This is a genomic window from Nitrospirota bacterium, from assembly GCA_016212215.1.
Classification (GTDB): Bacteria; Nitrospirota; 9FT-COMBO-42-15; order HDB-SIOI813; family HDB-SIOI813; genus JACRGV01.
Genome location: JACRGV010000089.1, coordinates 31,794 through 55,653 on the forward strand (window position 1 = coordinate 31,794; position 23,860 = coordinate 55,653).

The following is a 23,860-nucleotide window of genomic DNA, read 5'->3' on the forward strand; positions in this document are numbered from 1 at the left end:
ATACCGTTGTATCACTAAAGTTCGTTAATAGCTCTATATTTTCATACAGCGTTTAAGTAATTCATAGCAATATTATATACATTCCCACATACAAAAATGTCCGACAGGCCTCTTCCTGACAATTGAGGCATCACGTAACTTCTTCAATGCATCCGTGGCTTTCTCAAATGATATCTCGCAAACCACAGATACCTCTTTAGTAGCTACATGCCTGTATTTTCTGACAAATGTTTCTACATCAGGAGGTGAAGAACGTTTAATTCCCGGTGCCAGTTCATTGATAGATTTAATATAATCTTCATAAGTATTATCTCCATCAAGTATCCTGTATTCACCGGAATCGTTTGTGAGAAGCAATGCAGGAAATGAATATCTCAAATGTCCCTCTGTCACCTTTGTATCCCTGGCCTCCGGCACAGGGCGGCGGGCTGCCTCCCAATCCTCTCTGAATGCCTGTATCGCAGACTCACTATCCATGTCAATTCGTAGCCTGTCCATATTCATACCGGGAATATCTTCTGCAAGTTTTAATAATGCCTCCTTATTATCCAACCGCCGCTTTTCTGTTAGGAGTCCTTCACGGATCCTTCGCAGGAATGCATCTTCTAAATCTGCACCCTGAAGCCCGGCTGCCTTGGCCGCAATACATGCCGGATGAGTAGACATTGGAGGCCCATCTGTCCAGAAACCTACATCAATAGGCATCTGGGTTTTAATTGAAACCTCTTCCTGATGTTTTGCCAGTGCCTCGCCATCACCGCCGGACAGATTGTACAAAGGGTCATAGAAATCTTTTGACCATCGTTCCATTAACCCGCCTAACCTATGCCTCCATTGAATCCGGTTACCAAACTCTTCTCTTAGCTTCCTGTATTTTGGTTCATTGCCCCACGACCATGAACATAACGGGTCTGTAAAATATTCAGCCTTTATCTTCTCCATTTGTGCCCTCCTTTAAATTACTTTATTCCTTTGATCTTATAATAAGAAGCACACAGGTTCCCTTTTTCTTCTATCTTAAAACCTGCTGCCTTCATGAGTTCTTCTGTCTCTGTCATATCAATCCTTTCTTCAAAAGGAGGCCCCTGTTCCTCTTCCTTCTTCTGCCAGTCTAATAGGATTAGTTTCCCGTTATTCCGTAAGAGCCTCTTCAGTTCATGCAGAAATGCCGGTTTATCCGATGCCTCATGAAAGACAAACGCAGTAAAGACCATATCACACACAGCGTCTTCAACAGGTATTGAATTTTCAGTTGAGAGTATAACATGGATGTTTTGGTCAGGATTCCTCTTTTGCAGTTCTTTTAACATCTCTTTCTGAATATCCACTGCATAGACCTTTCCCTTACTGCCTACTACCTCGGATGCAGGTAATGTGAAAAAACCTGGCCCGCAGCCGATATCTGCAAAGGCCATCCCTGAAGAAAGCCCGTTTGACCGCAGAAATCCCACCGGTTCCAGCTCCCTCTTCCTCTCTTCATTCATCAGTATTTCTATCTTTGCCGGATCAAATTTATGCATTTTATTCCCTCGAAATAATAATTATTTATCAAGTTATCATCCGATAATCCCTTCCGGCGGGGTAAGAAAACCCCGCCTATCCCTATCTACGAGGATAGGCGGGACTTTCTTGTCCCGCTGATTTTCATGGCCCTTTGTGAACCCTCGGCTCATGGGGGTTCATCCGAAAATAACCCCCACCCTACCCTTCCCCTTATAAGGGGAAGGGTAGGGAATAAACTCAGTCCCCTCTCCCTATTCACTGTCGTTACTCCTCCCCTTCCCACTCCTTATAAAATCTGTCTAAGTAACCTTCCATATAATGATGTCTTTCCTCAGCCATTTTCTTTGCAGTCTTTGTGTTCATCATATCTTTTAATAAAAGGAGTTTTTCATAAAAGTGGTTGATGGAGGGGCCTTTGTTGTTCTTATATTGCTCAAAGGTCTCATGTTCTGCCGGTTTAATATCAGGGTTGTAGATTTCCAATCCCTTGTATCCGCCATAAGCAAATGCCCTCGCAATACCAATGGCACCAATGGCATCCAGTCGGTCGGCATCCTGTACCACCATCCCTTCCTGTGTACGCATCGGTGTCTCAACACCTGCACCCTTGAATGATATATCTTTTATAATCTCACATACATTTGCAATAACCTCTTTATCTACATTAAGCCCCTCAAGCCATTCTCCGGCAACCCGCGGACCTACAGTCAAATCACCGCCATGAAATTTGTGGTCTGCAATATCATGTAGAAGGGCCGCAAGCTGAATAGTAAAGATATCCGCCTTTTCCTCTTTACCGATATGTATAGCCGTCTTCCATACCCTGTAAATATGCCACCAGTCATGCCCTGAGCTTTCGGATTCCATTTGTTTCTTTACATAGTCTTCAGTCTTTTTTAAGATTGTTTCTTTATTCATAAGTTCATAACTCCTTTTACTTTATCCCTCTTATTTTATAGTGCAAGGATCAGCTCTAAGGCGGATAAATGCATTGCCACCCGATCCTCTATAGGAAAAGTTGATGGCGATTCCAGTGTAAGGCAATGTTTTGTACCATGAAGATATAGATATAAAGGAAGAGGTATATTCTTCCTCCTGACAGGGAATCTTGCCTTCCCTTTTTGTGGACATATTACGCCCCCGCAATTAGGAAATCCATCTATTCTCTCTCTCATATCAATCGGGTACTTTTTAGACATTGTCTCTATAATCTTTTTTCCTATAGAAGTCTCTTTTTTATTTATGACCTCATAAAGATAAAAGCCTGTTCCATCAACATCTTCATGAAAATCAAGATATAAATCAAAGTGCCTTCCCTCAATAGCACGCTGATATATTTTAACCTCTTCCGGCGGGTCGTTTCCACCAAATTCGCGATTCAGGTCTATGCCTCTGATATTCTCCCTTGTGCCTTTTTCAATACCGGTGGGACTGATGCACGGGAATATAGTGAATTGATATTTGTTGTACCATTTATTAATACCTTCTCCTGCAACTCTGCCGCCTTCCCCCATTTCCCCCATTTCAATGTAACGTAATACAGCCTCTACTCCGGCCGGTTCATCCCCATGAATGCCGGATGAAAGTAATATCTTCTTATTTCCAATACCGCATTGAAGTATGTATAGAGGATGGCCGGATTCTATTTTGCCGGCCGTAATAATCTCCATGGTTTTATTTTTCTTCAGACGTTTTATTATGGATGTGTAATTCCACATTTTGCTGAAAGCACCCTCAGCTAACATTCCTGTACCCACTTTACAAACCAAAACACAAGTAGATTTATAATTATGATGATTTGATTGCCTATGTCACTATCCTTTCCTCTTCATATGCTCTTTAAGCATGCAACGGTCCATAACAACTATTAACCCTGCATCCCTGGCCTTTTGAGCGGCCTCCTCATTGACTATACCCTCCTGCATCCAGACTACCTTTGCCCCAATACTGACGGCAGATTCTACGATGGGCACTATATCCTGTGGTTTTCTGAATATGTCAACAATGTCTATTTTTTCAGGCACAGACTGAAGGTCAGGATAGCACTTTACTCCCAGGACTTCGGTAATAGTAGGATTTACTGGTATGATATTGTACCCTTGGCTTTTAAGGTAGCTTGATACTGTAAGGCTTGGCCTACCGAGCCTGTTCGAGATGCCAACCACGGCAATAGTTCTGGCCTCATTCAGTATATTTTCTATCTCATCTTTCATATAGACCTCCTTTTCTTAAATCCGGTATTGTTAAAACATAACCACAGAATATTTATTCTATCGAGGCTCTTGCAAAAGTCTTTGTCATCCCCGAAATCTTCCATCCCCGATAGAAACATTCGGGGACGGATATGATTTTTTGTTATAAAACAATATATTCCCCCTAAAAACATGCTGGAATGACAGCATGTTTGTACTTTTACAATAAAATAATGAACATATTGGCTAATATTGTCAAGCTTGCATCTCAGGCACAGGCAGGAGGATTAGTCAATGTTCAGGAGACTGGGCATAATCTCCAATCTGAATCCAATTGACTTTAAATCCCTTACGCTGGTATCCTGATTTTGGATTTAAGAAAGGAGGGTTAATGTATGGCTTACAAACTTGAACATAATACCAATAAAAAAATCTCCGCAGGCAGATACTACCCGATAGGGGCTACTACAGCAAAGGGCGGCGTTAATTTTGCCATATACTCTCAACATTCGAGTGAAGTTTTTCTGCTTCTCTTTGATACGCCTGACAGTGAACCGACTGACATAATAAAACTTGAGAACCGGACAAAGTATATCCGGCATACGTTTGTTCATCGCCTTAAGCCCGGACAGCTTTATGCATTCAAGGTCAGGGGTGAATATAATCCACGCTATGGAATGAGGTTTAATGAGAATAAACTCCTGATTGACCCATATTCAAAGGCACTGACCGGCAAGCTTACCAATAAAGATAATCTTCTGCTGGCATACAATCCTGATTTACCTTCACGAGACCTGTCTATTGATGAAAGGGATAACACAAACATAGTTCCAAAATCCATAGTAGTAGATGACAGTTTTGACTGGAAAGGCGATATACGTCATGAGATCCCTTTTGAAAAGATGATTATTTATGAGGTACATCTGAAGGGTTTTACAGCACATAAATCATCAGGTGTAAAATATCCTGGTACTTACATGGGATTTATTGAAAAGATCCCTTATCTCCGTGAACTCGGCATAAATACAATAGAGTTTCTGCCTCTTCAGGAATTTTATATTGATGACTTTCTTGTTGAGAGGGAGCTGACCAACTACTGGGGATATAACACAATAGGTTTTTTTGCACCAGAGTCGTCATTTAGTACAGGCGGTTCCCCGGGCTGTCAGGTCAATGAGTTCAAGACGCTCGTGCGGGAACTTCATAAGGCCGGGATTGAAGTAATCATGGACGTGGTTTATAACCACACAAGCGAGGGGAATGAGCTTGGGCCTACTGTATGTTTTAAGGGGATTGATAATCCCACATATTACTGCCTTACCGGCGGCCCGTCAGATCCGTATCGTTATTACATGAACTATACCGGATGCGGCAACAGCATGAACCTCTCCAACACCCATGTAATCCGCTTTGTAATGGACTCACTCCGCTACTGGGTTGAGGTGATGCATGTGGATGGTTTCAGGTTTGACCTTGCATCTGTGCTTGGACGTGAGGCAGGGATGTTTCAAAGCTCAGCATCATTCTTTGATGCAATATCGCAGGACCCTGTTCTGAACAGGGTAAAGCTGATTGCAGAGCCGTGGGATTTAGGTACATATCAGGTCGGTAATTTTCCTGTTGACTGGTCTGAGTGGAACGGCAGGTTCAGGGATACTATCAGGAAATTCGGTAAGGGGGACGGAGGGCAGGTAAGGGAATTGGGATACAGATTAACAGGGTCTGCTGACCTTTATGGTGACGATGGGAGGTCTGCATATAACAGCATCAATTTTATTACATGCCACGATGGCTTTACGTTGAAAGACCTTGTCACCTACAACAGCAAACATAATGATGCAAACCTTGAGAATAATAATGACGGTTCAAATGATAACAGCTCATGGAACTGTGGGGATGAAGGCGAGACCGGAGACGAAGGCATTATCAGGCTCAGGAAACAGCTTATAAAGAATTACATCTGCTATCTCCTTTTTTCATCAGGTATCCCAATGATACTCGGCGGGGATGAGTTCATGCGAACCCAGCAAGGTAATAACAATGCATACTGTCAGGACAATGAGATAAGCTGGTTTGACTGGAATGAAACAAGGAATAATTCTGACATGCTTGAGTTTTTCAGAAAGGCCGTTGCATTTACAAAAAAATATACAATACTACAGAGACGGAAGTTCCTGCTTGGTAATGACCTTAATGCCAATCATATCCCTGATATTACATGGTTTGGAAAAGATGGCGGCAAACCTGCATGGGATGACCCTGAACTCCGCACATTATGCTACAGACTTGACGGCGGTGAAGTAAAATCAAGATTAGGAAACTACCAGCTCTTCATTATCCTCAATGCTGATTTCACAATACAGGACATCAAAATCCCGCCGATTGAGGATGGCAAAAACTGGTACAGTGTCATAGATACCAGCCTCACAAGCGGAGAAGACTTTGCTGCTGACGGCAAAGAACCACTGATTAATCCATCTGACCATTACATTGTTAATCCAAGAAGCACAGTGGTGCTGGTGGGGAGATAGGGTTGCATATGAGATTCATACCGTCTCCTTTTGGTTCATGCGGAAGAGCAGAGACGCAGAAGGTGTGCTGGTCATTTTGACTGTTATTTAACAGCGACCTTTTCAAGCTTTTCTATCTCTCTGCAAAGGTCATTGACTGTTTTACCTTTAAAAATCTCTTTTCTGATTTCAGTGTAGTCTCCATAACCTGATTCATACTGTAAAATAAACCTTGTGGCATTGAGTATTCCGAGGTTCTTTACAAGGGTATTCCACCCGGCCTCTCTTAAAACAGAGCCTGTCAGGTTTTTATGATGATGTGTTCTAAGCATTTCTAAAAATGGCCTGTTATAGACGTTTGTATCAAGGTAAATCTTTGTTTTTTCCCGTTTCAATTAATTTTCTCCATCATACCTCAGTATGTCGAGTTTTAATGTAACAGACATTCTTCCTCCTTTTCTGATGATACATTATTATTAAATTATAAGGAAAACTTTATTTTTTTGAGCATAAAGTAACATAAACAAATTATATTGTTAAACATAGAAAAAAACAACGGGACAGAAAAATTAAAAATATTACTGTCCATTTGGACATTCACTATACTACCGCGCCTCCGCGTGATACTCCTACTGCCTTGGGGCTGGGAACGGACTGGATGAGACGCAAAAGCGTTTCAGGATTAGCAGCATCGGCCTGTTTAATGAATCAAGAGGAACTGAATGCAGTACTGATAAGTATCTCTGCCTCTTCCTGTATCTGCCTGAGATGTTCTTTTCCTATGAAACTCTCTGCATAGACCTTGTAAATATCCTCTGTCCCTGAGGGCCTTGCGGCAAACCATCCGTTTTCAGTAACAACCTTGAGACCACCAATGGGTGCCCCGTTTCCCGGTGCTCTGGTGAATGTTGCAATTATCTTTTCTCCGGCGAGGGAAGTTGTTTTAATCTGTTCCGGCGAGAGTTTTTCAAGTATCTTTTTCTGTTCTCTTGTTGCAGATACATCACTTCTCTCATACACAGGATTGCCGAACATCTCTGTCAGTTCGTGATACTGTTCCCCCGGGTCGCGGCCTGTCCTTGCAGTCATTTCCGCAGCAAGGAGGTCCATGATGAATCCGTCCTTATCAGTGGTCCATACTGTTCCGTCTTTCCTAAGGAAAGAGGCCCCTGCGCTCTCCTCTCCGCCAAACCCGCAGGAACCATCAATTAGTCCGTCTACAAACCACTTGAATCCTACAGGTACTTCTGAAAGCCTTCTCCCCAGATGTCTTGCTACCCTGTCTATCATACTGCTGCTGACAAGGGTTTTTCCAACCGCAGCATCGCTCCTCCAGTTGTTCCTGTTCTGGAACAGATACCGGATGGCCACAGATAGATAGTGATTCGGATTCATAAGACCTGATCCCGGGGTAACAATCCCGTGCCGGTCAAAGTCAGGGTCATTACCAAAAGCAATGTCATATTGATCCCTGAAATCAATAAGGCTTGCCATTGCATAAGGAGATGAGCAGTCCATCCTGATCCTGCCGTCCTTGTCAACGGTCATAAAACGGAATGTCGGATCTGCATGCCGGTTTTTTTCCTCAATATTCAGGCCGTATCTCTCTGCAATAGGATCCCAGAATGCGAGGCCGGCCCCTCCCATGGCATCGGCGCCAATCCTCAGATTGGCAGAGCGTATACAGTCCATGTCTATTATCTGTGCCAGATCTTCAACATAATATTTGATGTAATCATACTCTTTTGTTGTACCTGCCTTAATCGCCCTTTCGTATGGGATCCTTTTTACACTGCTGTTGCTATTTCTCATTAGATCATTTGCCCTGTTTTCTATCCACCTTGTAATACCGGTATCAGCAGGGCCGCCGTTTGGAGGATTGTATTTTATCCCGCCGCTTTCAGGAGGATTGTGAGATGGTGTAATAACAATGCCATCAGCCATACCTGATTGTCTACCACGGTTGTAGGTCAGTATGGCATGTGAAACAACAGGCGTGGGAGTGTACCCACGACCCGACTGGATCAATACGTCAATCCCATTGGCTGACAGCACTTCCAGTGCCGTCACATAAGCAGGCTCAGACAGTGCATGAGTATCCATGCCGAGAAATAACGGGCCGTCTATCCCATTCTCTTTGCGGTACTGTATGACAGCCTGTGTAATAGCAAGGATATGGTCTTCGTTAAACCCTTTTTGCAGGGACACCCCTCTGTGTCCTGAAGTGCCAAAGGCAACACACTGGGCCGGATCGGAAACATCAGGATGCAGGGCATAATAAGCGGTTATCAGCTCCGGGACGTTAATAAGCAGAGAGTATGGGGCAGGTTTTCCTGCCAGAGGATGCAAGGCCATTGTATCTGTCTCCAGTTTATGCTACTCAATGAATTAATAGAGGAATATAATTTTTTGAGAGAATATCAGCATAAGATTTTGCTGTCAACAGGAACTTCGTCTTGACCCAGCATACCTGATACTGCTATTTTATTTTATGCCAATGAAACGTCCATGAGCGGGGCGTTCACAAAGGGTGATGAAAATCAGCGGGACAAGAAAGTCCCGTCTATCCTCGTAGAAATGGATAGGCGGGGTTTTCCAACCCCGCCGGAAGGGATTTTCGCATGAACGCGCATGAGCGGTGTGCAGAAACGGATTAAAGAATTGAATGGTGAAATAACAGATGAATTAATACTATTAAAACAATACCTATCATTATCAGACCATGAAACATCAGCAAACAAAAAGATAAAAGAGGCACAGTCTGCTTTGGAGGAAAAGGTATTAGATAAATACAAGGCCCTTACAGAAACTGAAATAAAAACCCTGCTGGTGGAAGATAAATGGATGGCAGCCCTCGAAAGAGATGTCAAAACCGAGATGGACCGCATCAGCCAGAGGCTTACAGGACGGATTAAAGAGCTGGCGGAACGATATGAAACCACCTTGCCGGAGCTGAATACTGAAGTGGGGACACTGGAACAAAAGGTCAATGCACATCTCAAGAAGATGGGGTTTGTATTATGAGTGAAAAACGATTTGAAGTAGGTAAATCTGAGGAAAACTCACTTTTTTCAGAGGTCCTACCTATTGCCTTATCAATCCAACGCCTTGCTAAGCAAGCGAGGCAACAATACTCGATGGAGGTGGATGCTGTCATCCGTGAACAATCCCATAGTCGCAAACGGATAGAGCATCTGCTCGATGGTATGCTTGATTTCTGTTTTGATGATGGGATGTTAACCTTATATAAAAAACTGTGCCGGTATTACTTTCCCATTGCCCCCGATGCAACAGCTTCATATATCTACGCCTATCGCGACCTGTGGGATACTGAACAGGGAGGACAGGGTGAGTAAAGACAAGAAAACAATAATAGATGTACGGGGAAGCTCCATTACTGTTATTTGTCCCCCTGTTGTCTTTCCCGCAGTTTGTAAGCGGGAATCTGGTTATATCCCAGATCGAGGAAGTGATGAGTAATATACCAAAGGGATACAAACAGACTGAGGTGGGGGTTATTCCAGAAGATTGGGATGTAACACCAATTGGAGAATTATTCACTTTCAGCGGTGGGTTGTCAGCTTCAAGAGACCAATTATCAAATGTCGGAAGATGATGAAGGTGCAAGCAAACATATTGTTTTATTTAATTCTGAGGGAATACCATTCATTTCAGGACTACATACTATTGTTTCAAAAAGCAAAAATGACATTATTGATAATCGTTACAAGCGCTATTGTTTTCAGCCTTCTTATGTAAAAAGCCAATTTAAGTTCTATGCTGTGGGTACAAAAGTAACTGGAATCAGCAAGACAAATATCGCTAAAATCCTCATCCCCCTCCCCCCCAGCAAAGCCGAACAAACCGCCATTGCCGCCGCCCTTTCCGATGCCGATGTGCTCATCAGCAGCCTCGAAAAACTCATTGCCAAAAAGCGGAACATCAAGCAGGGGGCGATGCAGGAACTGCTCACCGGCAAAAAACGCCTGCCGGGGTTTAGAGGGGAGTGGGAAGTGAAGAGGCTGGGGGGAATATTTAACGTAACCGCTGGTGGTGATTTTGATTACTCACTATCCTCATCCATTCAAGATGAAACGTACTGCTATCCTATATATTCCAACGCCATCTCTGAAAAAGGATTGTATGGGTATAGCTCATATAATGATCATAATGCAGATTCAATCACAGTAACAGCACGGGGGACATTAGGCATTGCAAATTATAGAGATCATAAATTTACAGCCATCGGCCGGGTTCTAATTCTGGAACCAAAGGAGGCAATTGACGGCCGGTTCTTTTCGGAGTTTATAAATAACCGGATTGATTTTGTCGTTGAAAGTACTGGAGTTCCGCAACTAACTGCACCGCAGATTTTTAAATGCGAGTTGCCAGTTCCACCTTTTGCCGAACAAACCGCCATCGCTCAAATCCTCAGCGATATGGATGCAGAGATTGATAAATTAGAACAGAAGCTGGCAAAATACCGGATGATAAAGCAGGGGATGATGCAGGAGCTGCTGACGGGAAGGATACGGATTGTATAATGTGTTTACAAAATCCTCCATAGCTCACCCTCCCCCTAACCCCTCCCGTCAAGGGAGGGGGAATTCTGGATGCATCCTCGTATTTCCCCTCCTGTCAACGGGGGGAATAAACCTTAGTCTCCCTCTCCCCTGGCGGGAGAGGGTCCGGGTGAGGGGGCCTTATGGATGTTCACAAGGAAAACTAAAATAACACGTTATGCTATTTTAGTTTTTATGTATAATCTAAAACAACAGTCGTGGTTATTTTAATTTTAAGGATACGCCTCGTATGAAAGAAAACCAGAACATTGAATGGAAAGAAACCTGGCGGGATGAGTATATCAAGTGGATCTGCGGTTTTGCCAATGCTGCCGGGGGCATCCTTGTTATAGGGAAAAATAACAAAGGGGATATTACTGGTGTTGATCATGCTGGAAAACTTATGGCGGATATTCCCAATAAGGTTAGGGATATTATGGGGATAATCGTTGATATGAATTTGAAAAGAGTTAGGGGAAAGGTGTTCATAGAAATCATGGTTGAGCCACACCCTTATCCGGTTAGTTATAAGGGACAATATCATTACCGCAGCGGCAGTACCAAACAGGAACTTAAAGGTTCAGCTCTGGATGCCTTTCTTCTGAAAAAATATGGTTTGCATTGGGACAGTGTTCCAGTTCCGAATTTGTTACCAGAATCTCTTGAAGAAAAAGCGTTTGCACTGTTTGCTAAAAAGGCTGTCAAAAGCAAACGGTTAGGTGATGAGGTATTGAAAGAAAAAAGGAAATCATTGTTAAGAAAATTGCATTTAGTTGAAGGGGCTTATCTGAAAAGGGCTGCTGCGTTATTGTTTCATGAAGACCCTGAGCAGTATGTTACGGGAGCCTATGTGAAAATAGGGTTTTTTAAATCCAATTCAGATCTGATTTATCAGGATGAAATTCACGGTAATCTGTTTCAGCAGGTGGATAAAACCCTTGACTTACTGTTAACTAAATACATGAAAGCCTACATTAGCTATGAGGGTCTTCAGCGTGTAGAAAGCTATCTCTTCCCAGCGCCGGCATTGCGGGAAGCCCTGCTCAATGCTGTTATACACAAGGATTACAGCAGCGGCAATCCTGTACAGATCAGTGTTTACGAAGATAAAATTATTTTTTGGAATGCCGGCCGTCTGCCTGAAGAGCTGTCATTAGAATTGTTACAGAAAAAACATCCTTCTATCCCATACAACCCGCTCGTTGCCTCTGCATTTTTTAGGGCCGGTTATATCGAAGCATGGGGTCGTGGAATAGAAAAGATCAATGATGAGTGTAAACTGGCTGGTGTCCCTGTACCGAATCTCAATTATGATTATGCAGGATTGATGATAACTTTTAAATCCGGTATGGGAATAAAGATTGAAGAATCAGGGGAAATATATCCTCTTACCGCCCTAGAAACTGGGGTAAAAACTAGGGTAAAAAATAGGGAGAAAACTAGGGAGAAAATACTAAAAATGATATTAGATAATCCCTCAATTTCCACTGATGATATGTCAAATAGAATAGGAATCTCAAAAAAAGGAATTGAATGGCAAATCAAGCGTCTTAAAAAGGAAGGGACAATCCAACGCATAGGTCCTGCAAAAGGCGGATATTGGAAAGTTCAAGGTAAAGCTAATGAATAATATCGGACAAAAAGAACGACTCACCCAAAACCGTGTGATCAAACTGAAGGTAAGCAAGGTGATGCGGGAAGATGTACCGGCAAGCATTAAAACACCTGGCCGGCAGGCTTTATATAATAATCTTGATAAGGATGAGGCGCTGGCAATCAAAATATATGATGGTATTGAAGGGGTAAAAAAGGCTGACTGGAAAGGTAACCGCCAGAAAGAGAATGAGATTAAGGCGGTAATGTATAAAATACTGGAAGATGAAAAAAAGGTGGAAAGGATATTTTCGATTGTTAAGGAGAACAAAGAGTTTTAATATGCAAAAGATAATACTTGAAGATATAAGTGTGGATGTTGTGAAGAAAGGCATAAGGAATATGCACCTGAGCGTTCATCCCCCTGATGGAAGGGTGAGAATTTCTGCACCCTTACGGATGGATATGGATACCATCAGGACATTTGTCATATCAAAATTGCACTGGATAAGAAAACATCAAAACAGGATTAAGAGCCAGGAGAGGGAAACGCCGAGGGAATTTATTAACAGGGAAAGCCATTACTACATGGGTAAACGGTACCTGTTAAGAGTCACGGAACATAAGACCCTTCACAAGGTGGAATTACAGCATGAATTTATTGAGATGTATGTCAGGCCGGATACGGGTATGGAAAAGAGAGAGGCGATATTAGATGAATGGTACCGTCAGAGATTGAAGGACCTGATACCCGAACTTATTGCAAAGCATGAAAAGATTATGAAGGTGCATGTGGCTGAGTTTTTCATTAAAAAAATGAAGACCAAATGGGGCACCTGTAACAGGACTGCAAAACGGATATGGTTAAACTTAGAATTGGCAAAGAAACCGGTAGAATGTATTGAATACGTTGTGGTACATGAGATGGTGCATCTGTTCGTGCGTCTGCACAATGACAGGTTTAAGGCATACATGGACAAGTTTTTTCCGGGATGGAGATTTTATAAAGAGGAACTGAATAAAGGGCCCTTACGGCATGAGGATTGGGGGTATTGAGGTGTTTTCAAAAAACTTTTTTGCGTTTGAATAACGACATCGGATGTAACTATTCAGCGAAATTTGGCTGTACACGCTCAATTGCTTCTTCTATTTTAATGTTCTCAATTGTTATCGAGAACATTGTGCCATATTTATAATGAAAAATCTAGTTTTTTCTCAAAAATATCTGCTTTACGCTGAATAGTTACCTGTTCAGTAGTAAAAGTTGTCATTACCCTTTTCTGTAATTGTTTTTATTGCCTCAGCAGTAATCGTCACCATCTTCTTTATTTGGTTGTTATTTATACTGAGAGGCGGCATGAGGATGATGATATTGCCGATGGGTCTCAGGAGAAGGCCCATCCTGCGGGCTTCTATACAGACTCTTATTCCTGCCTTTTGTTCGAGGGGGTATGGTGTCTTTTTATTTTTGTCTTTGACGAGTTCGATGCCTGCTATTAAACCTTTCTGGCGTATTTCTCCAACATGAGGGTGTGTTTTTAATATGGATAATAACTTTCCGAGAAGTTTAATTTTGGGTTGTATTTTGTTCAGTACGTCTTCTTTCTCAAATATCTCAAGGTTTGCAATGGCAGCGGAACATCCTAACTGGTTGCCTGTGTAGCTGTGGCCGTGAAAAAAAGTCTTGAATTCTTTGTATTCACCAAGGAATCTATCATAAACCTCCTGCCTCACAAGTGTTGCAGCGAGCGGCATATATCCGCCTGTAATCCCTTTCGCTATTGCCATTATGTCGGGGCTAACATCCTCATGTTCACATGCGAACATGCGTCCTGTGCGGCCGAAGCCTGTGGCAACCTCATCAGCAATCAGGAGGACATTGTACTTTGTGCATAGTTCCCGAACCTTGCTGAGATAACCATGCGGTGATATGACCATACCGGCGGCGGCCTGAATAATGGGTTCAATAACAACTGCTGCAATCTCTTTATGATGAGCACTTAGCATCTCTTCCATCTTAACGGCACATTCAAGTTCACATTCCGGGTATGTATTATCTATCGGGCATCTGTAGCAATAAGGCGAAGGGGCCTTATATCCCTCAAATAAAAGCGGCTTATATATTTTATGAAACAGGTCAATGCCGCCAAGGCTGACAGAACCGATAGTATCACCATGATATGAGTTTTCCAGAGTCAGGAATTTTGTCTTTTTCCTGTATCTGCCTCCTCTCATTTGCCAGTATTGAAAAGCCATCTTGAGGCCAACCTCAACTGCTGTTGACCCATTGTCAGAATAGAATACCTTATCTAAGGCGAACCCGGATTTATGGGTGAGTGTTATCAGCTTTTCTGCAAGCTCGATAGAAGGGATATTTGACAGTCCAAGCAGGGTGCTGTGAGCGATCTTATTTAATTGTTTTTTAATCGCATTATCAATATACTTCTTTCTATGGCCATGAATATTAAGCCAAATTGATGATGTGCCGTCTATGTATCTTTTTTTATTTGTATCTGTAAGATATACTCCATTGCCGCTCTCTATAATTACCGGAGATTCTGTTACCCAGTCCTTCATCTGGGTAAACGGGTGCCATAAGTATTCCCTGTCTTTGTCTGCTAAAATGTGTGTTTTTTTATTCATTGCCCGTTATAGTTATATTATTTTATGATGCATGTCAATAAAATAGGTAATAGGTGAGCGGAAAGCAGTGAATGGTGAATAGTGAATGGTGAATAGTGAAAAGAAGTAAAATGTAAGAAGGTTTACTTTACAAATTCGGATTAAAAATAATATAATGTTGTTGTTATTAAAATAACTTTCAGATATAAAGGGGAGGAATGTATTTATGTTTGATTTTCAAAAGGTCTCAAGAAAAAAACTGATAGCAGGCGCTGTTCTTGTTTCCATTGGGGTGATTATCGGGGTAGTAATTTCTGCTAATTTCGGCTGGATTTCTTTAGGGCAGGCAAAGCTGGAACCCATTTCCCCTAAAGTAACTGAACATCTTGAGGCCACTGAGAAGGCATTTGTTGAAATATCAAAGAGGGTTGTCCCTGCAGTTGTAAATATCTCCACCACAAAGACAACAAAGGGTGTTGAAGGGAATCCGCTTAACCCATTTTTCCAGGATCCATTTTTCAGACGGTTCTTTGGAGATGAATTTTTCAGGGACCATGAGTCACCCCATGAATCGCCAAGGAGACATAAAGAGCAGGCACTCGGTTCAGGCGTGATTGTTTCTGAGGATGGTTATATTGTTACAAATAATCATGTTGTATCAGGGGCAGATGAGATAAAGGTTGTTTTATCCGATAAAAGGGAGTTTACAGGAAAGGTTGTCGGGGCAGACCCCAAGACGGATATTGCAGTGATAAAGATAAAGGCCGGTGACCTTCCTGCAGTTACATGGGGGGATTCAGACAGTCTTGAAGTGGGAGAGTTTGTCCTTGCCATCGGTAATCCTTTCGGTTTAAACCAGACAGTTACAAGCGGAATTATCAGTGCAAAAGGCAGGGCCAACGTAGGTATTGCTGATTATGAAGATTTCATTCAGACTGATGCGGCTATAAATCCTGGAAATTCCGGCGGGGCGCTTGTTAATATAAGGGGTGAACTTATTGGAATTAACACAGCTATATTTTCGAGAAGCGGCGGGTATATGGGGATTGGATTTGCCGTACCAAGCAATATGGTTAAATCTGTTATGGATAGTCTTGTGAAAGTGGGTAAGGTCACACGCGGCTGGCTGGGAGTTTATATTCAGGATATTACGCCTGAGCTTGCCAAACAGTTTAAGTTAACTACAAATCAAGGTGCATTGGTAAGCGATGTGATGGACGGCAGTCCGGCAGAGAAGGCAGGTTTTGAACGTGGTGATGTTGTTATACAATACAATGGAAAAGAGATTGAGAATACAGGTCATTTCAGAAATATGGTAGCACAGACTGCCGTAGGTAAGGTGGTTGAAATAAAAGTCTCCAGAGAGGGGCATGAAAAGGTATTGAAGGTAACAATAGGTGAACTTCCGGCAGATGGTACAAAAGAAGGAAGAAGTGAGGAAGAGGATGCTGTAGGGATATTTAAAGGTGTAAGTGTCCAGAACATTACACCTGAATACCGCGACAGGCTTGATATACCGGATAAGGTCAAGGGGGTTATTATATCGGCTATTGATTCAGACTCTCCTGCTCAGGAGTATGGATTGAAGGCAGGAGATGTGATTATGGAGATTAATAAAAAACAGACAAAGAATACAAAGGATTTCAACAAGGCAGTGGGAGAGATAAAAAAAGGCGAAGGAGCGCTTATACTTGTATACCGTGAGGGGATGACATTGTTTATTACGATATCACCTTAAAGACAGTGAATAGTGAATAGTGAATAGAAAGAAGAAGTTAGAAGTAAGACGTAAGATGTAAGATGTAAGATGTAAGACAAATAAGGCCCACTCACCCGGACCTTCCGCTGGGGGAGAGGGTACATAGAATATTCCCTCTCCCTGAGGGAGAGGGGGCTATGTTGATTCTCTCCCCTTGAAGGGGAGAGAATCAAAAATTATATTCCCTCCCCATTGAGGGGGGAGGGTTCAAAATTATATTCCCTCCCCTTCAAGGGGAGGGTTAGGGTGGGGATGGGGTTTCCAAGATGAAAGTAACGGCCATTATAACTTCTGCGGGTAAAGGGAAGCGGATGGGGATGGAGACGCCTAAACATTTCCTGCGTCTTGAAGGCAGGCCCATCCTTGCTTATACGATTGATGCGTTTGAGAGCTGCCCACTGGTAAACCATGTTTTTATCGTTGTAAGGTCAGGAGAAGAGGAGTTTTGCATCAGGGAGGTTGTGGAAAAGTATGGATATAAGAAGGTCTTGAAGGTAGTAATCGGAGGGGAGAGGAGACAGGATTCAGTGTATCATGCAATAAAAGAACTGGATGCGGATACTGATATTGTTGTAGTGCATGATGGTGTCAGGCCGTTTGTTTCTCCTGCATTGATAAGTGAAACTGTTAAATCAGCAATGTATTTTGATGGTGTTGTGGCCGCGTTACCTTTAAAAGATACAATAAAAGAGGTCACAAAAGACGGCATGGTAAAAGATACTCCTAAGAGAGAATTATATTGGCTTGCACAGACACCGCAGACATTTAAGAAGCGTGTTCTTGAAAGTGCCTTCATAAGTGCATACAATGATGATTTCTTTGGCACAGATGAGGCATCACTTGTAGAGCGGACAGGCGGGAAGGTTAAGATTATTGAAGGATCTTATGAGAATATAAAGATTACAACAAAAGAAGATCTAATTCATGCAGAGTTAATATTGAGGGCGAGGAAGAATAGGTAGAAAGGCTGAAGGCTGAAGTTAGAAACAAGAAGTTAGAAACAAGAAGTTAGAAGAAAGAGGCAAGAAGAAAGACGTTAGAAGCAAGATGTAAGAAGTAAGAAACAACATTAAATTCCCTCCATTTCACTGGGAGGGTTAGGTATTTCAAATAATCCCCTCCCCTTCAAGGGGAGGGTTAGGGTGGGGATGGGGTTATTTTAGATTGCGAATAGGCATTGGATATGACATACACAGGCTGGGTGCAGGCAACGGGGTTGTTCTTGGCGGCGTCTATATTCCTTTTGAGAAGAGCCTGATTGGACATTCTGATGCGGATGTGCTGTTGCATGCTATTTGTGATGCACTACTTGGTGCGGCAGGGGAGGGTGATATCGGGGTACATTTCCCGAATAATAACCCTGCAATCAAAGGTATATCAAGTATAGAATTACTCAGGAAGACAAACATGATTATCGGCAATAAGGGTTATAAGGTTTCTAATATTGATTCTGTACTCCTTGCTGAGGAACCAAGGATTTCTCCATACAGGGATACAATGATAAAAAATATTTCTGCTGCAATTGGAGCAGAACCAGGGCAGGTTCATGTAAAGGCAACCACAAATGAAGGGCTTGGTTCTATAGGCAGAGGTGAAGGGATAGCGGCTTATGCAGTTTGTATCCTGACATTAAAGAATGGTCAGAATGGGGAATAGTGTTAGAAGTTATAAAGAAGGATTACTACGCTGTTTTTGAAAGGGACCCTGCTGCTTCTAACTTTCTGGAAGTATTGTTAGCTTATCCCGGGTTTCATGCAATTATATTATACAGGGCAGCGCATTGGTTATGGGTTAAGGGGGTTCCTGTTCTGCCGAGGGTTATTTCACATATTGGAAGGTTTTTAACCGGCATAGAGATACATCCCGGTGCGAGTATTGGTACAGGTTTTTTTATTGATCATGGGATGGGGGTTGTAATTGGAGAAACAAGCATAATCGGGAATAATGTTACCCTTTTTCAGGGTGTTACTTTAGGGGGTACAGGTAAGGAAAAGGGGAAGCGTCACCCGACACTTGGAAATAATATAGTAGTGGGGGTGGGTGCGAAGGTGTTAGGAAATATAACTATTGGTGATAATGTCAAGATAGGTGCTAATGCGGTGGTTCTTGAGCCTGTTCCATCTGATGCAACAGTAGTCGGAGTTCCGGGCAGGGTAGTGAAACAGGGCGGCAGGCGCCTTAAAGATGCGATGATGGACCATGTACACATGCCTGACCCTGTTGCAGATAAGATGGAGCGGCTGGAGAAGGAATTGAAAGAGTTGAGGAAACATTTAAAGCATGATAAAGAGGATATATGAGTCTTAATACAATTGTCGAGGCAATAGAGGACATTAAGCAGGGGAAGATGGTTATCCTTGTTGATGATGAGGATCGTGAAAACGAGGGGGACCTTGTTATGGCTGCGGAGAAGATTACTCCTGATGCCATCAACTTTATGGCACGATTCGCCAGAGGTCTTATTTGCCTCACAGTGACACAGGAACGTGCAGAAGAATTGTCCCTTCAACCGATGTCATCGGAAAATACTGCCCAATTTGGTACTGCCTTTACAGTTTCTATAGATGCTATGAATGGAATTACAACCGGTATCTCGGCATCCGACAGGGCAATTACGATTCTGACTGCAATAAACACGGATTCAAAACCTGGCGACCTTGCAAGACCGGGGCACATTTTTCCAATTAGGGCACAGAATGGCGGGGTCTTGAAACGTGCGGGTCAGACCGAGGGCTCCGTTGACCTGGCAAGACTTGCGGGGCTGAATCCATCAGGCGTTATCTGCGAGATTATGAATGAAGACGGCACTATGTCACGTTTACCTGAATTAAAAAACTTTGCTAAGGCTAATGACCTCAGGATAGTAACAGTAAAAGACCTTATTGAATACAGGCTCCAGCGGGAGTCCTTTGTACATCAGGTGGAGTCATCTAACCTGCCTACTGAATATGGTGATTTCAGGGTAATAGTGTATGAAGATGATATTGACCATAATTATCACCTTGCCCTTGTGAAAGGTGATATAAAGGATTTGGACAAGGTGCTTGTCAGGGTTCATTCAGGTTGTATTACAGGAGATATATTCAGATCAAAGAGATGTGACTGCGGAGAACAACTTCATCAGGCAATGAAAAAGATAGAAAAAGAAGGCGCAGGTGTTCTGCTCTACATAAATCATGATGTTGGAAAAGGATTACTCAGGAAAATCAGCGCATATAAACTTCAGGATGAGGGAAAAGAGGCCGGTCACGTTGATTATGTGCCGGCAGGCTTTAAACCGGTATTAAGGGATTATGGTGTAGGCGCTCAGATACTTGTAAGCCTCGGTGTGCGGCATATCAGATTAATGACCAACAATCCAAGAAAGATTGTAGGGCTTGAAGGATATGGTCTTAATGTGGTTGAGCGGATTCCTGTGGAGGTTGAGGCCCACGCTGATAACATAGATTATTTAAAAACAAAAAAAGACAAGCAGGGCCATTTGTTGCAGGGTGTGTAAATGAAACGTTCATGAGTGTGGTGCTCACAAAGGGAAATGAAAATAGTAAATAGTAAGCAGTGAGCAGTAAACAGGAAAGGCAGTCTTTATCTGCTAACTGCTTACCGCTTACTGCTTACTTGGGGTCATTTTCGGATGAACTTTCATGAGCGGGGCGCTCACAAAGGGGGATGAAAATGAGTGGGACAAGAATGTCCCACCTATCCTTGATCTATATCTGGATAGGCGGGGTTTTCTTACCCCGCCGGAAGGGATTTTCGGATGAACCCACATGAACCAGGGTTCACAAAGGGCCATGAAAATCAGCGGGACAAGAAAGTCCCGCCTATCCTCGTTAAAAGGGATAGGCGGGGTTTTCCAACCCCGCCGGAGGTGATTTTCGGATGAACCGTCATGAGCGGGGAGCTCACAAAGGGAAATGAAAATAGTAAGCAGTGAGCAGTAAACAGGAAAGGCAGTCTTTATCTGCTAACTGCTTACCGCTTACTGCTTACTTGGGGTCATTTTCGGATGAATAAAGGGGGTAATTATGCCGGAGCCTATTGAAGGGAATATTATTGGGACAGGTCTCAAAGTTGGGGTAGTGGTAAGTAAGTTCAATGATTTTATAACTAACAGGCTGTTGGCAGGTGCATTGGAGGCATTCAAACAGTGCGCTGTAGAAGATGGGAATATAACAATAGCAAAAGTTCCCGGGTCTTTTGAAATACCAATGGTTGCAAAGAAGATGGCTGAATCAAATAAGTATGATGCAGTTGTATGTCTTGGCGCAGTCATCAGAGGGGCGACACCTCATTTTGATTACATTGCAGCAGAAGTTACAAAAGGGATTGCAGGGATAAGCCTTGACTCAGGAATACCTGTGATATACGGTGTCTTAACAACTGATACAGTAGACCAGGCCATTGAAAGGGCAGGCTCAAAGAACAGGAACAAAGGCTGGGATGCGGCTGTCCATGCAGTTGAAATGGCGAATCTATATAAACTGTTGGGGTAAACAGTCATGATCCTTCGGCTCACAAAGGATGATGAAAATTAAGGCCACCTCACCATGCCCCCCTCCTGCCTCCCCCCCGCAAAGGAGGGGGGAGGAATTTGGTAGGAATTTAATTGCAGCTCTCCCGCCAGGGGAGAGGGTACATGGTTTTATTCCCCCTCCCTTGACGGGAGGGGGTTAGGGGGAGGGTGAGCTATGGAGCATTTTCGGGTAAAGCAGAGGGTAAGTAAAAAATATGGGTTACAGGCGAAAGGCAAGGGAGTTTGCTCTGCAGATGTTGTATCAGTATGACGTTAGTCATGAGTTCGAACATCTGATAGATGAGTTCTGGAGTAATAAAGATGTACCGGATGACATAAAAGAGTTTGCCGGTAATATCGTAGAGGGTGTTATTAAAGGTGAAACTTCAATAGATGAAATGATAAATAGGTCAGCCGAGAACTGGAGTATAGACAGGATGGCAGTAGTGGATAGAAATATCATGCGCATAGCAGCTTATGAATTTTTAAACATTCAGGAAATCCCTGTAAAGGTTACAATTAATGAGGCAATAGAGATTGCCAAAAAGTTCGGCGGAGAAGAGTCCGGCTCTTTTATAAACGGCATCCTTGACAGGATTGTAAGGGATAATAAAGATAAAGTTAGCAGTAAGCTGTAAGCAGTAAACAGAAGTTAGATGTAAGAGGCAAGAAGTAAGAAAGATAGAAGCAAGAGGCAAGAAGTAAGAAAGAAAATAGGATAAGCCTCATGAGCCTCCGGTTCACAAAGGATGATGAAAATGAGCGGGACAAGAATGTCCCGCATATCGTTAAATATAAAGCTGTATAGGCGGGGTTTTCTAACCCCGCCGGAAGGATTTACGGATGAACCCACATGAACCAGGGTTCACAAAGGGCAATGAAAACCCCACCCTCACCCTAACCCTCTCCCTGAGGGAGAGGGGGCTATGTTGATTCCCTCCCCTTCAAGGGGAGGGGTAGGGTGGGGATGGGGTTGATTTTCGGATGAAAGGGAACTTGTAATGATAGATCGGTATTCTTTACCTGGGATGCAAAAGGTTTGGGAGCAGGAGAATAAGTATAGTAAGTGGCTTGCTATTGAGATACTGGCATGTGAGGCGCTTGCTGAATTGGGGGAGATCCCAAAAGAGGCTGTAAAGGTTATAAAAGAGAAGGCATCTTTTGATTCAAACAGGGTGAATGAGATAGAGAATGAGGTAAAGCATGATGTAATAGCCTTTCTGACCGCAGTATCAGAGAACATCGGGGAAGAGGGAAAGTACATGCATAAGGGGCTTACATCCTCTGATGTCCTTGATACCGGTCTATCGCTTCAGCTTATTGATGCCGCAAATATTATACTTGATGACCTGACTAAACTGAAAGGAATCCTGAAAGATAAGGCAATTCTTTATAAAGATACAGTGATGATGGGCAGGTCTCATGGTATACATGCAGAGCCTATTACATTTGGGCTCAAAATGGCTTTGTGGTATGAAGACATCAAAAGAAATATATCCCGCCTTGAGAGGGCGAAGGAAGCGATCAGTTATGGAAAGCTATCCGGTGCAGTAGGAACCTTTGCCAATATCTCTCCTTATGTTGAGGAGTATGTCTGCTCTAAACTCGGTTTAACTCCGGACCCTGTGTCAACCCAGATAATTCAAAGGGACAGGCATGCTGAATTTATGTGTGCATTGTCATTAATTGCAGGGACACTTGAGAAGTTTGCAGTTGAAATAAGACACCTTCAAAGGACTGAGGTGTTGGAGGCAGAAGAACCTTTTACATCAGGACAGAAAGGCTCTTCAGCTATGCCCCACAAGCGTAACCCTGTCGGTTCTGAAAACATCACAGGACTCAGCCGTCTAATCCGTTCCAACTCGATGGCAGCGCTGGAGAATATAGCCTTATGGCATGAGCGTGACATAAGCCATTCGTCGGTTGAACGTGTTATACTTCCGGACAGCACAATCCTGCTTGATTATATGCTGAACAGGTTTATAAATATTATTGAAAATCTTGTTGTCTATCCTGACAATATGCTGAGGAATCTTAATCTTACAGGCGGGCTTATATTTTCCCAGAGGGTACTTTTGGAGCTGGTGGGAAAAACCCCTGACAGGGACAAGGCATACCGTCTGGTACAACGTAATGCAATGGAGTCGTGGAAAAGCGGTGAGGATTTTCAGAAACTGCTGATGAAAGATCCTGATGTAAATAACTTCTTAAATGATGAAGAAATAAAAAAGTGCTTTGATATTTCCTATCATCTGAAAAACGTCGAATATATCTTTAAAAGGGTATTTGAAAATTAGGGGGGTTTTACGTGCTTGTGAAAATATATATTACTATGAGAGATGGAATATTAGACCCGCAGGGTAAGGCAGTGCTGCAATCCCTGCACACATTGGGATATAGTACAGTTGAAGATGTCAGAATCGGCAAGTATATAGAATTGAATATTGAAGACACACCTGAGCAAGAACTTGATGCAAAGGTTAAGGAGATGTGCAGTAAACTCCTCGCTAATCCCATCATTGAAGATTTCCGATATGAGGTCGTGAAATAAGGCAAATATAGGGTTCAAGGATTCGAGGGGACAAGGGGTCGAGTGAAAAACT

The 23,860-nt window shown here is 42.8% G+C and carries 25 protein-coding genes; 17 read left to right on the forward strand and 8 right to left on the reverse strand.

Annotated elements, in window-relative coordinates:
* Positions 1–72: 72 nt before the first annotated feature.
* The 5 genes from HZA08_08175 to HZA08_08195 all read right to left on the reverse strand — a co-directional run bounded on the left by HZA08_08175 (position 73) and on the right by HZA08_08195 (position 3,716).
* Positions 73–942 (reverse strand): DsbA family protein, encoded by an 870-nt coding sequence (locus HZA08_08175; protein ID MBI5193399.1) that lies wholly within the window; start codon positions 940–942, stop codon positions 73–75.
* A gap of 17 nt (positions 943–959) precedes the next feature.
* Entirely contained in the window at positions 960–1,520 is a 561-nt protein-coding gene (locus tag HZA08_08180; GenBank protein MBI5193400.1) for a class I SAM-dependent methyltransferase, read from the reverse strand.
* Between the two features lie 247 nt (positions 1,521–1,767).
* A complete protein-coding gene (locus tag HZA08_08185; protein ID MBI5193401.1) occupies positions 1,768–2,421 on the reverse strand; it encodes an HD domain-containing protein in 654 nt (217 codons plus the stop codon).
* Between the two features lie 35 nt (positions 2,422–2,456).
* Complete coding sequence (locus HZA08_08190) at positions 2,457–3,221, reverse strand: M14 family metallocarboxypeptidase (protein MBI5193402.1); 765 nt, start codon at positions 3,219–3,221, stop codon at positions 2,457–2,459.
* 96 nt (positions 3,222–3,317) lie between these two features.
* Entirely contained in the window at positions 3,318–3,716 is a 399-nt protein-coding gene (locus tag HZA08_08195; protein ID MBI5193403.1) for a CoA-binding protein, read from the reverse strand.
* A 374-nt stretch (positions 3,717–4,090) separates the two neighbouring features.
* On the opposite strand from HZA08_08195, the gene glgX reads away from it, so the two are divergent.
* Positions 4,091–6,226, forward strand: coding sequence for a glycogen debranching protein GlgX (gene glgX, locus HZA08_08200; GenBank protein ID MBI5193404.1), 2,136 nt, complete (start codon positions 4,091–4,093; stop codon positions 6,224–6,226).
* Between the two features lie 83 nt (positions 6,227–6,309).
* Here the strand turns inward: glgX and HZA08_08205 are convergent, their stop codons facing one another.
* Both HZA08_08205 and HZA08_08210 read right to left on the reverse strand, forming a co-directional pair.
* On the reverse strand, positions 6,310–6,600 hold the full coding sequence (locus HZA08_08205) for a hypothetical protein (GenBank protein ID MBI5193405.1): 291 nt from the start codon (positions 6,598–6,600) through the stop codon (positions 6,310–6,312).
* 313 nt (positions 6,601–6,913) lie between these two features.
* Positions 6,914–8,560, reverse strand: coding sequence for an alpha-D-glucose phosphate-specific phosphoglucomutase (locus HZA08_08210; protein MBI5193406.1), 1,647 nt, complete (start codon positions 8,558–8,560; stop codon positions 6,914–6,916).
* Between the two features lie 276 nt (positions 8,561–8,836).
* Between HZA08_08210 and HZA08_08215 the strand changes: the two genes are divergently transcribed.
* The 7 genes from HZA08_08215 to HZA08_08245 all read left to right on the forward strand — a co-directional run bounded on the left by HZA08_08215 (position 8,837) and on the right by HZA08_08245 (position 13,416).
* Positions 8,837–9,229, forward strand: a complete 393-nt coding sequence (locus HZA08_08215; protein MBI5193407.1) for a hypothetical protein — start codon at positions 8,837–8,839, stop codon at positions 9,227–9,229.
* A complete protein-coding gene (locus HZA08_08220) occupies positions 9,226–9,561 on the forward strand; it encodes a hypothetical protein (protein MBI5193408.1) in 336 nt (111 codons plus the stop codon). Before HZA08_08215 ends, HZA08_08220 begins: the two co-directional genes overlap by 4 nt.
* Positions 9,562–9,581: 20 nt before the next feature.
* Positions 9,582–9,821 carry a hypothetical protein gene (locus HZA08_08225; protein MBI5193409.1) on the forward strand — a complete coding sequence of 80 codons (240 nt, stop codon included), beginning with the start codon at positions 9,582–9,584 and terminating at the stop codon, positions 9,819–9,821.
* Positions 9,808–10,749 carry a restriction endonuclease subunit S gene (locus HZA08_08230; GenBank protein ID MBI5193410.1) on the forward strand — a complete coding sequence of 314 codons (942 nt, stop codon included), beginning with the start codon at positions 9,808–9,810 and terminating at the stop codon, positions 10,747–10,749. The genes HZA08_08225 and HZA08_08230 overlap by 14 nt, the downstream gene beginning before the upstream one ends.
* A 268-nt stretch (positions 10,750–11,017) precedes the next feature.
* Positions 11,018–12,397, forward strand: coding sequence for a putative DNA binding domain-containing protein (locus HZA08_08235; GenBank protein MBI5193411.1), 1,380 nt, complete (start codon positions 11,018–11,020; stop codon positions 12,395–12,397).
* Entirely contained in the window at positions 12,390–12,701 is a 312-nt protein-coding gene (locus tag HZA08_08240; GenBank protein MBI5193412.1) for a hypothetical protein, read from the forward strand. Before HZA08_08235 ends, HZA08_08240 begins: the two co-directional genes overlap by 8 nt.
* 1 nt (position 12,702) lies before the next feature.
* A complete protein-coding gene (locus HZA08_08245; protein MBI5193413.1) occupies positions 12,703–13,416 on the forward strand; it encodes a M48 family metallopeptidase in 714 nt (237 codons plus the stop codon).
* Between the two features lie 195 nt (positions 13,417–13,611).
* On the opposite strand, the gene bioA is transcribed toward HZA08_08245, so the two are convergent.
* Positions 13,612–15,003 (reverse strand): adenosylmethionine--8-amino-7-oxononanoate transaminase, encoded by a 1,392-nt coding sequence (bioA, locus tag HZA08_08250; protein MBI5193414.1) that lies wholly within the window; start codon positions 15,001–15,003, stop codon positions 13,612–13,614.
* A 205-nt stretch (positions 15,004–15,208) separates the two neighbouring features.
* On the opposite strand from bioA, the gene HZA08_08255 reads away from it, so the two are divergent.
* The 9 genes from HZA08_08255 to purS all read left to right on the forward strand — a co-directional run bounded on the left by HZA08_08255 (position 15,209) and on the right by purS (position 23,808).
* On the forward strand, positions 15,209–16,720 hold the full coding sequence (locus HZA08_08255) for a DegQ family serine endoprotease (GenBank protein ID MBI5193415.1): 1,512 nt from the start codon (positions 15,209–15,211) through the stop codon (positions 16,718–16,720).
* A 287-nt stretch (positions 16,721–17,007) separates the two neighbouring features.
* Entirely contained in the window at positions 17,008–17,703 is a 696-nt protein-coding gene (gene ispD, locus HZA08_08260) for a 2-C-methyl-D-erythritol 4-phosphate cytidylyltransferase (GenBank protein MBI5193416.1), read from the forward strand.
* Positions 17,704–17,905: 202 nt separating this feature from the next.
* Positions 17,906–18,397, forward strand: a complete 492-nt coding sequence (locus HZA08_08265; protein MBI5193417.1) for a 2-C-methyl-D-erythritol 2,4-cyclodiphosphate synthase — start codon at positions 17,906–17,908, stop codon at positions 18,395–18,397.
* Positions 18,397–19,041, forward strand: a complete 645-nt coding sequence (gene cysE / locus HZA08_08270) for a serine O-acetyltransferase (GenBank protein MBI5193418.1) — start codon at positions 18,397–18,399, stop codon at positions 19,039–19,041. The genes HZA08_08265 and cysE overlap by 1 nt, the downstream gene beginning before the upstream one ends.
* Entirely contained in the window at positions 19,038–20,240 is a 1,203-nt protein-coding gene (ribB, locus tag HZA08_08275) for a 3,4-dihydroxy-2-butanone-4-phosphate synthase (protein ID MBI5193419.1), read from the forward strand. The genes cysE and ribB overlap by 4 nt, the downstream gene beginning before the upstream one ends.
* Positions 20,241–20,769: 529 nt before the next feature.
* On the forward strand, positions 20,770–21,237 hold the full coding sequence (locus HZA08_08280; protein ID MBI5193420.1) for a 6,7-dimethyl-8-ribityllumazine synthase: 468 nt from the start codon (positions 20,770–20,772) through the stop codon (positions 21,235–21,237).
* Positions 21,238–21,472: 235 nt separating this feature from the next.
* Entirely contained in the window at positions 21,473–21,895 is a 423-nt protein-coding gene (nusB, locus tag HZA08_08285; protein MBI5193421.1) for a transcription antitermination factor NusB, read from the forward strand.
* 363 nt (positions 21,896–22,258) lie between these two features.
* Positions 22,259–23,554: an adenylosuccinate lyase gene (locus HZA08_08290; protein MBI5193422.1), complete on the forward strand. Its 1,296-nt coding sequence runs from the start codon at positions 22,259–22,261 to the stop codon at positions 23,552–23,554.
* Positions 23,555–23,589: 35 nt separating this feature from the next.
* Positions 23,590–23,808 carry a phosphoribosylformylglycinamidine synthase subunit PurS gene (purS, locus tag HZA08_08295; protein MBI5193423.1) on the forward strand — a complete coding sequence of 73 codons (219 nt, stop codon included), beginning with the start codon at positions 23,590–23,592 and terminating at the stop codon, positions 23,806–23,808.
* Positions 23,809–23,860 lie beyond the last annotated feature (52 nt).

Bases quoted from the DNA above. Each gene is read 5' to 3' on its own strand.
- nusB (MBI5193421.1), top strand. From the start codon at position 21,473: ATGGGTTACAGGCGAAAGGCAAGGGAGTTTGCTCTGCAGATGTTGTAT.
- HZA08_08240 (MBI5193412.1), top strand. From the start codon at position 12,390: ATGAATAATATCGGACAAAAAGAACGACTCACCCAAAACCGTGTGATC.
- HZA08_08175 (MBI5193399.1), bottom strand. From the start codon at position 942: ATGGAGAAGATAAAGGCTGAATATTTTACAGACCCGTTATGTTCATGG.
- HZA08_08280 (MBI5193420.1), top strand. From the start codon at position 20,770: ATGCCGGAGCCTATTGAAGGGAATATTATTGGGACAGGTCTCAAAGTT.
- ispD (MBI5193416.1), top strand. From the start codon at position 17,008: ATGAAAGTAACGGCCATTATAACTTCTGCGGGTAAAGGGAAGCGGATG.
- HZA08_08180 (MBI5193400.1), bottom strand. From the start codon at position 1,520: ATGCATAAATTTGATCCGGCAAAGATAGAAATACTGATGAATGAAGAG.
- purS (MBI5193423.1), top strand. From the start codon at position 23,590: ATGAGAGATGGAATATTAGACCCGCAGGGTAAGGCAGTGCTGCAATCC.
- HZA08_08195 (MBI5193403.1), bottom strand. From the start codon at position 3,716: ATGAAAGATGAGATAGAAAATATACTGAATGAGGCCAGAACTATTGCC.
- glgX (MBI5193404.1), top strand. From the start codon at position 4,091: ATGGCTTACAAACTTGAACATAATACCAATAAAAAAATCTCCGCAGGC.
- HZA08_08225 (MBI5193409.1), top strand. From the start codon at position 9,582: ATGTACGGGGAAGCTCCATTACTGTTATTTGTCCCCCTGTTGTCTTTC.
- HZA08_08190 (MBI5193402.1), bottom strand. From the start codon at position 3,221: ATGTGGAATTACACATCCATAATAAAACGTCTGAAGAAAAATAAAACC.
- HZA08_08245 (MBI5193413.1), top strand. From the start codon at position 12,703: ATGCAAAAGATAATACTTGAAGATATAAGTGTGGATGTTGTGAAGAAA.
- ribB (MBI5193419.1), top strand. From the start codon at position 19,038: ATGAGTCTTAATACAATTGTCGAGGCAATAGAGGACATTAAGCAGGGG.
- HZA08_08220 (MBI5193408.1), top strand. From the start codon at position 9,226: ATGAGTGAAAAACGATTTGAAGTAGGTAAATCTGAGGAAAACTCACTT.
- HZA08_08230 (MBI5193410.1), top strand. From the start codon at position 9,808: ATGTCGGAAGATGATGAAGGTGCAAGCAAACATATTGTTTTATTTAAT.
- HZA08_08210 (MBI5193406.1), bottom strand. From the start codon at position 8,560: ATGGCCTTGCATCCTCTGGCAGGAAAACCTGCCCCATACTCTCTGCTT.
- HZA08_08235 (MBI5193411.1), top strand. From the start codon at position 11,018: ATGAAAGAAAACCAGAACATTGAATGGAAAGAAACCTGGCGGGATGAG.
- bioA (MBI5193414.1), bottom strand. From the start codon at position 15,003: ATGAATAAAAAAACACACATTTTAGCAGACAAAGACAGGGAATACTTA.
- HZA08_08255 (MBI5193415.1), top strand. From the start codon at position 15,209: ATGTTTGATTTTCAAAAGGTCTCAAGAAAAAAACTGATAGCAGGCGCT.
- HZA08_08185 (MBI5193401.1), bottom strand. From the start codon at position 2,421: ATGAATAAAGAAACAATCTTAAAAAAGACTGAAGACTATGTAAAGAAA.
- HZA08_08290 (MBI5193422.1), top strand. From the start codon at position 22,259: ATGATAGATCGGTATTCTTTACCTGGGATGCAAAAGGTTTGGGAGCAG.
- HZA08_08215 (MBI5193407.1), top strand. From the start codon at position 8,837: ATGAGCGGTGTGCAGAAACGGATTAAAGAATTGAATGGTGAAATAACA.